Source organism: Tenacibaculum sediminilitoris (assembly GCF_964513795.1).
GTDB classification, from domain to species: Bacteria; Bacteroidota; Bacteroidia; order Flavobacteriales; family Flavobacteriaceae; genus Polaribacter; species Polaribacter sediminilitoris.
Genome location: NZ_CAZEQR010000011.1, coordinates 260,349 through 272,706, shown reverse-complemented (window position 1 = coordinate 272,706; position 12,358 = coordinate 260,349). Strand labels below are relative to the sequence as shown.

At 31.1% G+C, this 12,358-nt stretch carries 11 protein-coding genes; 5 read left to right on the top strand and 6 right to left on the bottom strand.

What is annotated here, in order from left to right; all coding sequences use genetic code 11:
• Position 1 precedes the first annotated feature (1 nt).
• Positions 2-973 carry a KpsF/GutQ family sugar-phosphate isomerase gene (locus ACKTSW_RS04995; RefSeq protein ID WP_408024174.1) on the bottom strand — a complete coding sequence of 324 codons (972 nt, stop codon included), beginning with the start codon at positions 971-973 and terminating at the stop codon, positions 2-4.
• A gap of 145 nt (positions 974-1,118) precedes the next feature.
• Here ACKTSW_RS04995 and ACKTSW_RS04990 point away from each other — a divergent pair, with 145 nt between their 5' ends.
• Together ACKTSW_RS04990 and ACKTSW_RS04985 are read left to right on the top strand one after the other, a co-directional pair.
• Positions 1,119-3,314, top strand: a complete 2,196-nt coding sequence (locus tag ACKTSW_RS04990; protein WP_408024173.1) for a RecQ family ATP-dependent DNA helicase — start codon at positions 1,119-1,121, stop codon at positions 3,312-3,314.
• A gap of 9 nt (positions 3,315-3,323) precedes the next feature.
• The gene (locus ACKTSW_RS04985) at positions 3,324-3,752 is read left to right on the top strand and encodes a VOC family protein (protein WP_408024172.1); all 429 of its coding nucleotides are present in this window, start codon (positions 3,324-3,326) and stop codon (positions 3,750-3,752) included.
• A 513-nt stretch (positions 3,753-4,265) separates the two neighbouring features.
• Here the strand turns inward: ACKTSW_RS04985 and ACKTSW_RS04980 are convergent.
• The 5 genes from ACKTSW_RS04980 to porX form a co-directional block, all read right to left on the bottom strand.
• On the bottom strand, positions 4,266-4,637 hold the full coding sequence (locus ACKTSW_RS04980; protein ID WP_408024171.1) for a DUF4258 domain-containing protein: 372 nt from the start codon (positions 4,635-4,637) through the stop codon (positions 4,266-4,268).
• Positions 4,638-4,675: 38 nt separating this feature from the next.
• Positions 4,676-5,872 carry an alanine dehydrogenase gene (locus tag ACKTSW_RS04975; protein ID WP_408024170.1) on the bottom strand — a complete coding sequence of 399 codons (1,197 nt, stop codon included), beginning with the start codon at positions 5,870-5,872 and terminating at the stop codon, positions 4,676-4,678.
• Positions 5,873-5,877: 5 nt separating this feature from the next.
• The gene (gene tsaE / locus ACKTSW_RS04970; RefSeq protein WP_408024169.1) at positions 5,878-6,291 is read right to left on the bottom strand and encodes a tRNA (adenosine(37)-N6)-threonylcarbamoyltransferase complex ATPase subunit type 1 TsaE; all 414 of its coding nucleotides are present in this window, start codon (positions 6,289-6,291) and stop codon (positions 5,878-5,880) included.
• A 430-nt stretch (positions 6,292-6,721) separates the two neighbouring features.
• The gene (locus ACKTSW_RS04965; protein ID WP_408024274.1) at positions 6,722-6,811 is read right to left on the bottom strand and encodes a DUF1287 domain-containing protein; all 90 of its coding nucleotides are present in this window, start codon (positions 6,809-6,811) and stop codon (positions 6,722-6,724) included.
• A gap of 125 nt (positions 6,812-6,936) precedes the next feature.
• Positions 6,937-8,484, bottom strand: coding sequence for a T9SS response regulator signal transducer PorX (gene porX, locus ACKTSW_RS04960; RefSeq protein ID WP_408024273.1), 1,548 nt, complete (start codon positions 8,482-8,484; stop codon positions 6,937-6,939).
• Positions 8,485-8,634: 150 nt separating this feature from the next.
• Between porX and ACKTSW_RS04955 the strand changes: the two genes are divergently transcribed.
• From ACKTSW_RS04955 to ACKTSW_RS04945, 3 genes are all read left to right on the top strand, one after another.
• Entirely contained in the window at positions 8,635-9,867 is a 1,233-nt protein-coding gene (locus tag ACKTSW_RS04955) for an HD domain-containing protein (RefSeq protein WP_408024168.1), read from the top strand.
• A gap of 65 nt (positions 9,868-9,932) precedes the next feature.
• Positions 9,933-10,973 (top strand): UDP-3-O-(3-hydroxymyristoyl)glucosamine N-acyltransferase, encoded by a 1,041-nt coding sequence (lpxD, locus tag ACKTSW_RS04950; protein WP_408024167.1) that lies wholly within the window; start codon positions 9,933-9,935, stop codon positions 10,971-10,973.
• Positions 10,966-12,357, top strand: coding sequence for a bifunctional UDP-3-O-[3-hydroxymyristoyl] N-acetylglucosamine deacetylase/3-hydroxyacyl-ACP dehydratase (locus tag ACKTSW_RS04945; RefSeq protein ID WP_408024166.1), 1,392 nt, complete (start codon positions 10,966-10,968; stop codon positions 12,355-12,357). The genes lpxD and ACKTSW_RS04945 overlap by 8 nt, the downstream gene beginning before the upstream one ends.
• The last annotated feature ends 1 nt before the right edge of the window (position 12,358 follow it).

Below are 12,358 nucleotides of genomic sequence, written 5' to 3'. Positions count from 1 at the left end.
CTTAAAATATTCCTTCTTTAATTAAATCGTGTAAGTGTACTACACCTACATAATTATTATTTGTATCAATAACTAAAATTTGAGTGATATTGTTATTTTCTAAAGTATTTAAAGCTTCAACGGCCATAGCATCTACGTCAATTGTTTTTGGAGAAGTACTCATAATATCAGCAGCAGTTAGCTCATCTATTTTAGTTGTTTTACTTAACATTCTACGAATATCTCCATCAGTAATAATCCCTGTAATTTTATTGTTATCATTAACAACGGCAGTGACACCTAAACGTTTTTCAGAAATTTCAACAATTACTTGCGTAACCTTATCGGTACTTTTTACTTTCGGTAACTCGTTATTTTTAACGAGGTCAGCAACTCTTAAATATAAACGTTTCCCTAAAGCACCCCCAGGGTGATATTTAGCAAAGTCGTTACTAGTAAATCCTCTTAATTCTAATAAACAAACAGCTAAAGCATCTCCTAAAACTAACTGAGCAGTGGTACTAGTTGTAGGCGCTAAATTGTTAGGACATGCTTCTTTATCGACATAAGAATTCAGTAAAAAATCGGCATTTTTTCCTAAGAAAGAATCAGGATTTCCTGTTATAGCTATAATTTTATTTTTAGAATTCTTAATTAGAGGCACCAAAACCTTAATTTCGGGAGTATTTCCGCTCTTAGAAATACAAATTACTATATCGTCTTTTTGAACGTTTCCTAAATCACCGTGAATAGCATCAGCAGCGTGCATAAAAACAGCAGGTGTGCCTGTTGAATTAAAAGTAGCTACCATTTTGGCAGCAATATTGGCACTTTTTCCAATACCAGTAACAATAACACGTCCCTTAGAATTAAAAATAAAATTAACTGCTTCCGTAAACGAGCTATTTAATAATTTTGCTAAATTAGCAATAGCGTTACTTTCTAAAAGGATTGTTTCTTTTGCAGTTGAGAGAATAGCATTTGCGTCTTTCAAGTTAAAAAAAGTTTTAAGTAATTTTAAAGTGTAAAAATAACAATATTTAAGAAGAAAATCTTTTTTAATAAAAAGAAAGTTTACGTTAAATATTATAGGGAATTTTTGTAAATTAGTTCTCGTTTTTAATTTTTGGTACTAGAAGATGAATAAAGAGCAGACGGATTTATATGGATCATTAAAAAAAATCTTCGGTTTTAACCAGTTTAAAGGGTTACAAGAAGATGTAGTTAACAGTGTTTTAGAAAACAAAAACACATTTGTTATTATGCCTACAGGTGGTGGTAAATCGCTATGTTATCAATTACCAGCCTTGATGAAGGAAGGTACAGCAATTGTGGTTTCGCCATTAATTGCATTGATGAAAAACCAAGTAGATGCCATAAGAGGTATTTCGGAAAATCACGGAATAGCCCATGTGTTAAATTCTTCTTTAAATAAGTCGGAGATTGCCCAAGTAAAATCAGATATTGAAGCAGGAATTACTAAATTATTGTACGTAGCACCTGAATCTTTAATAAAAGAAGAGTATGCCGAGTTTTTAAGAAGGCAAAAAATATCGTTTGTAGCAATTGATGAAGCGCACTGTATTTCTGAGTGGGGACATGATTTTAGACCTGAATACAGAAACCTACGAAATATTATTAAGCAAATTGATAATGTGCCAATTATAGGTTTAACCGCAACTGCTACAGAAAAAGTACAAGAGGACATTCTTAAAACTCTTGGAATGACTGATGCGAATGTTTTTAAAGCATCTTTTAACAGAGCTAACTTATTTTACGAAGTTAGACCAAAAACAAAAGAGGTAGAAAAAGACATTATTCGTTTTATAAAACAGCGACTAGGAAAATCAGGAATTATTTACTGCTTGAGTCGTAAGAAAGTAGAAGAAATAGCTCAAATCTTACAAGTTAACGGAATTAATGCGGTTCCTTACCATGCAGGTTTAGATGCAAAAACACGTGTAAAACATCAAGATATGTTTTTGATGGAAGATTGCGATGTTGTAGTAGCTACGATTGCTTTTGGTATGGGGATTGACAAACCAGATGTACGTTTTGTAATACACCATGATATTCCTAAAAGTTTAGAGAGTTATTATCAAGAAACTGGTAGAGCAGGACGTGATGGAGGAGAAGGTTACTGTTTAACTTTCTATTCTTATAAAGATATTGAAAAGCTTGAGAAGTTCATGGCTAACAAGCCTGTTGCAGAACAAGAAGTTGGACATGCTCTATTACAAGAAGTTGTAGGATATGCTGAAACTTCAATGAACAGGCGTAAATATTTACTACATTATTTTGGAGAAGAATTTGATGAAGTCAATGGAGATGGTGCTGACATGGATGATAATATGCGGAACCCTAAGAAAAAGCATGAAGCTAAAGATGAAGTAGTAACCTTACTATCTGTTATTAGAGATACTAGTGAAATGTATAAACCAAAAGAAATTGTAAACACTATTATTGGTAAAGAAAATGCATTGTTAAAATCTCATAAAACAAATGTTCAACCTTTTTTTGGTATTGGTAAAGCTAAAGACAATCATTACTGGATGGCTTTAATCCGTCAAGTTTTAGTGGCGGATTTAATCAAGAAAGAAATAGAACAGTATGGAGTTTTAAAACTAACAAGAGAAGGTAAAGAGTTTATAAAAAATCCATTATCATTTATGATGACTGAAAATCATGTATACAAAACTGCAGACGATGGTACAATCTTAACGATTGAAAAATCAGCAGGAGGAGTAGATGATAAGTTAGTAGCAATGTTAAAAGACCTTAGAAAAAAAGTAGGAAAACGTCTAGAGGTTCCTCCATTTGCGGTTTTTCAAGATCCATCGCTAGATGATATGGCACTTAAATACCCAGTTACATTAGATGAATTGGCAAAGGTTCATGGTGTTGGAGAAGGTAAGGCAGGAAAATACGGGAAAGATTTTGTTGCACTTATTTCAAAATACGTAGAAGACAACGATATCATGCGTCCAGATGATTTAATAGTTAAGAGCACAGGAGTTAATTCTGGGTTAAAACTTTACATCATTCAAAATACAGATAGGAAATTGCCTTTAGAGGATATAGCAAAATCAAAAGGTTTAGAAATGTCTGAACTGATAAAAGAAATGGAAGCGATTGTTTTTTCAGGAACTAAACTAAATATCGATTATGCAGTGGAAGACTTGTTGGATGAAGATCAACAAGAAGAAATCCATGAGTATTTTATGGAAGCAGAAACAGACAAAATTCAAGAAGCTTTAGACGAATTTGATGGAGACTATGACGAGGATGAATTACGTTTAATGCGTATTAAGTTCACAAGCGAAATAGCTAATTAGATAATAAATATGCAAGCAAGTACTTATTTACATTTTAACGGAAACTGTAAAGAAGCGATGACTTTTTATGCGGATGTTTTAGGAGGAGAAATGACCATGTTGATGCAATTTAAAGATGCTCCAGAAGAGGTTTGTAAAAATATTCCTGAAGAAGCAATGGAATTAACAATGCATTGCACTGTAGAAGCAGGAGATTTTTCTATTATGGGATCTGATTTTTTTAACGAAAATGAAGCTTTTGCCAAAGGAAATAATTTTGCAGTAAGTATAAATACCGAAGATGAGGATGAAGCAATCGCTATTTTTAATGGACTTTCTTCTGACGGGGCTTTTGTAATGATGCCAATTGAAGAAGCTTTTTGGGGAGGTAAATTTGGAATGTTAAGAGATAAATATGGTGTAAACTGGATGATATCTGTAGAAGAACAGATTGCATAATCAACGTTAAGGTAACACATACATACATGATAAAAGTAATTGTACGCAAGAGTTAAATCTCTTGCATTTTTTTCTAGAACTACCTTTAGAAGAAACTATTAAGTGAGGCGTACCTGTTTATGTATATAAAAAGAAAAATATAGTAGCCTTTATTAGCTTTTAAAAGTTATTGTGGCTTATGGTTTTTTCAAGGAGCTTTTTTAATTGATAAAGAAAGAGTATTAGTAAATACTCAAGAGAGAAAAACAAATGCGATGCGTCAATGGCAATTTAATCAATGAAATTAATCTAGAGAATAGTTAAGCAATACGTTTTGAAAGCTATTAAAAATTCTGAAGAAGGAAAAGAGTTGAAGTTTAAAAGAAATTTCCAACAAATTTACATTAAGTAAAAAAGAGAATATACTAATTATATTTCTAAAGCCAAAAACGATACTACCCAACAAAAGTGGCTTGAAAAAATAACCCCAATAACACTAAAGGGAATAGGCTTGTATGACAAAAATGAAAACAGTTAGTTAATTATGATTTTATCAATTGTAGCGGTTGAGTCACAGCGTATAATGTATAAATTGATATGATTTAAGCTATCTTTGCCTGTAATAAAATACTCAGCACAAGGTTTTAAACGTGGTTTGCTTTTTCCAAAATCAACATCTCCGTTATTTAAAATAGTAGAAATGGTAGTAGTATCAATTTTTGAAGTAGCTAATATTTGTTGAGCGTTATCAGAAAACAAACGTTTTTTTATTCTAATAGTTTTTAAAGTGCGAGCATCCATTCCATAATCAAAAGAAACATCTTTACCTTTCCAAATAAAAAGTACAACTAAGCTTCCTAAAGTAATTCCTACTAAATAATACCCAAAACGTTTTAACCACTGCATAATTTAAAAATTGAAGTGCAAAAGTAAGTAAAATAGGGTTATAAAATCAATAAATTAATATCCCTATAAGGAAGGTCAAACCAGTCAGCTACCGTTTTATTAGTTAAAATTCCATGGTAAAAATACATTCCATTACGTAAACTTTTATCAAAGCGAGCTGCATTTTCAAAACCTCCTTCTTCAGCAATTTCTAAAAGATAAGGAGTAAAAATATTACTAATAGATACAGATGCTGTTCTTGAATACCTTGAGGGTATATTAGGAACACAATAATGAATTACTCCATGGCTTGTAAAAGTAGGTCTGCTGTGTGTGGTAACTTGTGAAGTCTCAAAACAACCACCTCTATCTATACTTACATCTACAATAACAGCACCATCTTTCATTTGCTCTATCATATCTTCGGTTACTACTACAGGTGATCGGTCTTTACCTCTTATAGCACCAATAACAACATCACATCTCATTAAGGCTTTATGAAGCGTTTTTGGTTGAATGGTTGATGTATAAATTGGAGCTTGAACACATGATTGTAGGTTTCGAAGCTTTGTTATTGAGTTATCAAAAACTTTTACACGAGCGCCAAGACCAATAGCTGTTTTTGCAGCAAATTCACCTACACTTCCAGCTCCTAATATAACTACATCAGTAGGAGGAACTCCACCTATATTTCCTAATAATAAACCATTACCTCCATTTGAAGCAGTCATGAGTTCAGCAGCAATATGCATAGAGGCAATTCCTGCAATTTCACTTAATGATTTTACAATAGGAAAGACTCCGTGATCGTCTTTTATATAATCAAAAGCAATGGCAGTTATTCTTTTTTTAGCCAATGCTTCAAAATACTTTTTATCTTGTGTTTTTAATTGTAGTGCAGAAATTAAAACTGTTTGGGGGTTTAACATTTTAATTTCCTCTAGCGAAGGTGGTTCAACTTTTAGTACAATGTTACAAGCAAAGGCTTCTTTTATGTCGTACGATATTTTAGCACCAGCATCAGAGTATTCTTTATCACTGTAATTAGCCCCATCACCAGCACCAGTTTCAATCACAATTCTATGTCCGTGGGCAACTAAAGCAGCTACAGCATCAGGAGACAGACTAATTCTTTTTTCTTCAAAGTAAGTTTCTTTAGGTAAGCCGATAAATAACTCTCCCTTTCGCTTTTTAATCTCAAGCATTTCAGTTTGTGGCATTAATTGCTCTTTGGTAAAAGGTGAAATTGACCCCATGTAGTTTAGTTAGTTTTTAATTGAATGTTACGTTGCCCGTTTTCTAATAAGCTTATTGATATTGAAACAGTATCTAAAGGTAATAAATTTTCAACATTTTCTGGCCACTCAATCAAACACCAATTATTACTGTATAAATAATCTTCAATTCCCATATCATAGGCTTCTTCTTCATCTTTAATACGATAAAAATCAAAATGATAAACTGTATTGTTTGAGTTAGTTTTGTATTCGTTAACCAACGAAAAAGTAGGAGAGTGAGCAATGTCTTCTACCCCCAGAACTTTACATATTTCTTTAATTAAAGTTGTTTTTCCAACTCCCATTTCTCCATAAAAAAGTAATATTTTATGTTGGGAAGTAGCAATGACTTCTTCAGCTACAGCTGTTAATTTGTCTAATGAATAATTTTTGTTCATAAGTGACAAAAATAGGAAAGAAGATGATAAATTACTATAGTTTATTTATTCTTATATCTGTAATGACCAATAATTTTAAAATTAAATAAACAATCTTCTAAAACTTGTCCCGATCCAATGCTATATAAAATCAAGTTTTGCTGGATTATTGGTTAGTGACTTTTTACAAGAAACGATACCTATATGAGTAAGCCCACTTCCTAAACTCCAACAAACAATATCTTTTTAGTAAATAATTATTAGAATCTAAAGATATTTCTTTAGTAATTTATCTTCTTTAAAAAAAAGCCACTAAATTAAGTATTCTTCTATGATCTATATTAGTATCATTTTTTTAAGCCCTATGTTTTAGGGTACAATGAAAAATTAGCTTTTATATACTTCTTGTTACAAATCTATTCCCAATTTGCGATAAGCGCGAATAATAACATCAGTACAAAACTCCTTTGTCTTTTGGAACCTCTCCTTTAGGGTAAGGTATAGAGAAGTAACTCGAATCATAAGTAACTTCATTTTTTATTAGTTCTAAAGCAGCAGCTGAAAGTTTATTTTCTTGAGCTTGTTAAGAATAAAAACAAATAAGAAATGTCCAAAATAGGATACACTTAATTTTTATTTTCACATATTTTTAAAATAAACTAAAAATTATTTAGGATTATAAATAGCACAGGGGATTATCATTTCTTCTAAAGAAACTCCTCCGTGTTGGTATGTGTTTTTGTAGTACTTAACAAAGTGATTATAATTGTTTGGGTAGGCAAAAAACAAGTCTTCTTTAGTAAAAATAAAAGGACTATTAATAGCCATGGTTGGCAAAAAAATGTCTTTCGGGTTTTTAACAGCATACACATCTTTGTTTTCATAACTTAAACTTCTACCAGTTTTGTATCGTAAATTGGAGCTAATGTTTTTATCACCTATAACTTTGGTAGGATGTTTACAGTTTATGGTTCCATGATCAGTTGTGATTATTAGTTTTTGTCCTAATTTCTGTGCTTTTTGAATAATATCATAAAGTGGAGAGTTTTTAAACCAGCTAACAGTTAAAGAACGATATGCTTTGTCATCACCAGCCAGTTCTTTTATAACTTCCATCTCTGTTTTAGCGTGAGAAATCATGTCAACAAAATTGTAAACGACTGCAGTAAGGTTATTTTGTCGTGTACCATTATAATTATCGGCTAAATCTTTTCCACTTTTTAAAGAAACTATCTTATAATATTCATGAGTAATGTTTAAGCCTAGTCGTTTAATTTGATCCTCCAGGAAATCAGCTTCATGTAAGTTCTTTCCACCTTCATCAGTATCGTTTTTCCAGTAATTTGGATGCCTTTTTTCCATCTCTGAAGGCATAAGTCCAGAAAATATAGCATTACGTGCATATTGAGTTGCTGTAGGTAAGATGCTATAGTAAGAAAACTCTTCTTCCTTTTTAAAATAATTGTTAATAAATGGTTCTAAAACTCGATACTGATCATAGCGTAGATTATCTATTATTACCCATAAAACACCTTGGTCTTTTGATAAATTGGGTACAACATAATCTTTAAATAATGTATGTGAAAATGTAGGTTTATTACCATCAGTTAACCAATGTTGATAGTTTTTCTTAATAAATTTAAAAAACTGAGAGTTAGCTTCAGATTTTTGAGATTCTAAAATTTCCAACATCCCCGTATCGTTAATGTCCTCTAATTCAAGTTCCCAGTGAACGAGTTTTTTGTAAAGTTCAGCCCACTCTTCATAAGAATTAACCATAGCTAAATCCATAGATATTTTTCGGAATTCTTGTTGGTAGTTTGATGTTGTTTTTTCTGAAATTAATCGAGAGTGATCTAAATTCTTTTTTAAACTTAATAATATTTGATTCGGATTTACAGGTTTTATTAAATAATCGGCAATTTTTGAACCGATAGCCTCTTCCATAATATATTCTTCTTCGCTTTTGGTAATCATTACCACAGGAAGATTTGAATTTTTTTGTTTAATATCTGATAATGTTTCTAATCCTGTAATACCTGGCATGTTTTCATCTAAAAAAACAATATCAAAATTATAATCATCTACTAAATCAATAGCATCTGTTCCGTTTGTACAGGTAGTAACTTTATAGTCTTTTTTTTCTAAAAATAATATATGTGGTTTTAATAAATCAATTTCATCATCAACCCAAAGAATGTGTATGTTTTTCATCATAATTTTTAACTTATTTCTACTTAAATAACGATAAAAAATAGTTTTGTTGTTTTCTAAAAGCTAAAAATACGTTAATTAAGCTCTTGTTAATTTGGTTTTGTAGATTAATTATGATTTTTTTGTTTAAAATTGAAGGATTTATACATTTTGAAAAAATCAAAGACCAACAAATTAAAGATAATTAACGATCCAATTTATGGATTTATCTCTATATCAAATTCACTAATTTTTGATATTATTGAGCATCCATATTTTCAAAGGTTACGTAGAATAACGCAGATGGGATTATCAAATTTAGTATATCCTGGAGCTAATCATACACGTTTTCATCATGCAATAGGTTGCATGCATTTAATGCAAAAAGCGGTACGAGTTTTGCGAATGAAAGATGTTGAAATTTCAGAAGAAGAAGCTAATGCTTTGTATATAGCTATTTTGTTGCATGATATAGGTCATGGAGCATATTCACACGCTTTAGAACATAGCATAGTAAATGAAATCACTCACGAAGAGATTTCACTAAAATTTATGAAAGCATTAAATGATGAATTTAAAGGAAAGTTGAGTTTAGCAATTCAAGTGTTTGAAGGAAAATATGATAGAAAATTCTTATATCAATTGATATCAAGTCAATTAGATATAGATCGATTAGATTACTTAAAAAGAGATAGTTTTTTTACGGGAGTTGCAGAAGGAAATATTTCATCAGACCGTTTAATAGCTATGATGAATGTTGTAGATAATGAATTGGTTATTGAACAAAAAGGAATTTACTCAGTAGAGAAATTTATTATAGCACGTCGCCTTATGTATTGGCAAGTGTATTTACATAAAACAGGATTGGTTGCAGAAAACCTTTTGGTAAGTATTTTAAAAAGAGCAAAAGAATTAGCTACAAAAGGAGTAGAACTTCCATCAAGTAAAGCGTTAAAATACTTTTTATACAACCCTATAAACAGAGAAAATTTTTCAGAAAAAACATTACAAATATTTTCTGAATTAGATGATTATGATGTTTTGTCAGCAATTAAAGAATGGAAAAATAACGAAGATTTTATATTATCTACATTAGCAACAAAAATTATAAATAGGAACTTGTTAAAAATTGAAATCCAAGAAAAACCATTTACTGAGGATTATATTGAAAAGAGACGTAAAAAGCTTACAAAGCTTGTAGATTTAAGTGAAAAAGAGCTAGAATATTTTGTTTTTTCTAATGAAATAAAGCATCAGGCATACAACACGAAGAAGCCTATAAAAATTTATACAAAAAAAGGGAAATTAGAAGATATAGCAAAAGCCTCTGATCAATTAAATCTTAGAGCATTAACGAAGCCTGTCGTAAAATATTATTTGTGTTATCCTAAGAAACTAAAGTAGGTTTATATTTAGAAACAAACTCCAATCAAGAGGTATTTAAACAAAAATAATTACTTTTGCAAATAATGAAATTTACAGCAAAACAAATAGCCGATATTTTAGAAGGAGAGATTGAAGGAAATCCAGAAGCTGAAGTATCTACACTTTCTAAGATAGAAGAAGGAACAACAGGTTCGTTAACCTTTTTATCTAATCCAAAGTATAACTCATATATATACACAACCCAAGCCTCTATAGCTATTGTAAATAAGAGTTTTGTACCTGAGAAGGAAATTGAAATAACTTTAATTAAGGTTGAAGATGCTTACAAATCATTTTCAAAACTTTTAGAGTTCTATAATCAGGTAAAGAATACTAAAATAGGGAGAGAAAACCCACATTTTATAACTGATTCGGCAACTATTGGTGATAATGAATATATTGGTGCTTATGCTTATATAGGAGAAAATGTAGAAGTAGGTAATAACGTAAAAATATACCCTAATTGCTACATTGGAGATAATGTAACCATAGGAGATGATACAGTTGTTTTTGCAGGAGTAAAGATATATTCAGAAACTATCGTAGGAAAGAATTGTAAGATTCATTCAGGAACAGTAATTGGATCTGATGGCTTTGGTTTTGCACCAGATGAAAATGGAGAATATAAAGCAATACCTCAAATAGGAAATGTCATAATAGAAGATAATGTAGACATTGGGTCTAATTCAACCATTGATAGAGCTACTTTAGGATCAACAATAATTCGTAAAGGAGTAAAGTTAGACAATCAAATACAAATAGCTCATAATGTTGAGATAGGTAAAAACACCGTGATAGCTTCTCAAACAGGAATTGCAGGATCGACCAAAATAGGAGAGAACTGTATGATTGGAGGGCAAGTAGGTATTGTTGGACATATAACTATAGGAAATAATGTGAAAATCCAAGCTCAATCAGGAATAGGAAAAAGTTTGAAAGATGAAGAAGTAGTACAAGGGTCTCCTGCATTTGGATATTCAGATTATAGTAAATCTTACGTACACTTTAAAAATTTACCAAAATTAGCAACTACAATACATAAAATAGAAAAAGAGTTGAATGCTCAAAAAATAAAAAATGAGTAAGAAACAAAAAACAATACAAAGCGAAGTTATATTATCAGGTGTTGGGTTACACACTGGTAATGAAGTTACAATGGTTTTTAAACCTGCACCAGAAAATCACGGATTTGCTTTTAAGCGAATTGATTTAGAAGGAGAACCAGTAATAGAGGCAAAAGCCGAATATGTAACGAACACTCAAAGAGGAACAAACCTTGAGAAAAACGGAGTCCAAATACAAACATCTGAGCATGTTTTAGCAGCGGCAGTTGGTTTAGACTTAGATAATTTATTAATAGAAATGAATGCTTCAGAACCCCCAATTATGGATGGTTCTTCTAAGTTTTTTATTGAAGCTATAGAAAAAGCTGGTATTATTGAACAAGAAGCAGAAATAGAAGAGTATGTGGTAAAAGAAATTATCTCATACAAAGATGAAGTAACAGGAAGTGAAATTATTTTAATGCCAGCAGAAGAGTACCAAGTAACCACTATGGTAGATTTTGGAACTAAAATCCTAGGAACTCAAAATGCAACATTAAATACAATTTCTGATTTTAAAGAAGAAATATCAGCAGCAAGAACATTTAGTTTTTTACATGAAATTGAAATGTTGTTGGAAAATGATTTAATTAAAGGAGGAGACTTAAACAATGCTATAGTTTATGTAGACAAAGAATTGTCTGATAGTACAATGGCTAAACTTAAAAAAGCCTTTAATAAAGATAACATCACTGTAAAACCTAATGGTGTATTAGATAATTTAACGCTACACTGGGCTAACGAAGCAGCACGTCATAAGTTATTAGATGTAATAGGAGATTTAGCGTTAGCAGGTACTCGAATTAGAGGTAAAGTCATCGCAAATAAACCAGGGCACTCAGTAAATACAGCATTTGCAAAAAAGCTATCTAAAATCATAAAGATGGAAAAAAGAAATAACATTCCTTCTTATGATTTAAATCAACCACCATTGATGGATATCCACAAAATAATGGATATTTTACCCCATAGACCCCCGTTTTTATTAATTGACAGAATTATAGAGCTCTCTGATACACATGTCGTAGGAATGAAAAACGTCACTATGAATGAAGATTTTTTTGTAGGACATTTTCCAGGAGCACCTGTCATGCCTGGAGTACTTCAAGTAGAGGCAATGGCACAATGCGGTGGGATTTTAGTATTGAGTACAGTTCCAGACCCTGAAAATTACTTAACGTATTTCATGAAAATGGATAATGTTAAATTTAAACAAAAAGTATTACCAGGAGACACCTTAATATTTAAAGCAGAATTAATAGCGCCAATTCGCAGGGGTATCTGTCATATGCAAGCCTATGCTTATGCTAATGGAAAATTAGTTTGTGAAGCAGAGCTAATGGCGCAAATTTCAAAAGTAAAATAAT

What these genes read in the sequence shown, in the direction of transcription:
- ACKTSW_RS04990 (WP_408024173.1), top strand. Translation starts at nt 1,119, where the DNA reads ATGAATAAAGAGCAGACGGATTTATATGGATCATTAAAAAAAATCTTC.
- ACKTSW_RS04985 (WP_408024172.1), top strand. Translation starts at nt 3,324, where the DNA reads ATGCAAGCAAGTACTTATTTACATTTTAACGGAAACTGTAAAGAAGCG.
- ACKTSW_RS04980 (WP_408024171.1), bottom strand. Translation starts at nt 4,637, where the DNA reads ATGCAGTGGTTAAAACGTTTTGGGTATTATTTAGTAGGAATTACTTTA.
- ACKTSW_RS04975 (WP_408024170.1), bottom strand. Translation starts at nt 5,872, where the DNA reads ATGGGGTCAATTTCACCTTTTACCAAAGAGCAATTAATGCCACAAACT.
- tsaE (WP_408024169.1), bottom strand. Translation starts at nt 6,291, where the DNA reads ATGAACAAAAATTATTCATTAGACAAATTAACAGCTGTAGCTGAAGAA.
- porX (WP_408024273.1), bottom strand. Translation starts at nt 8,484, where the DNA reads ATGAAAAACATACACATTCTTTGGGTTGATGATGAAATTGATTTATTA.
- lpxD (WP_408024167.1), top strand. Translation starts at nt 9,933, where the DNA reads ATGAAATTTACAGCAAAACAAATAGCCGATATTTTAGAAGGAGAGATT.
- ACKTSW_RS04945 (WP_408024166.1), top strand. Translation starts at nt 10,966, where the DNA reads ATGAGTAAGAAACAAAAAACAATACAAAGCGAAGTTATATTATCAGGT.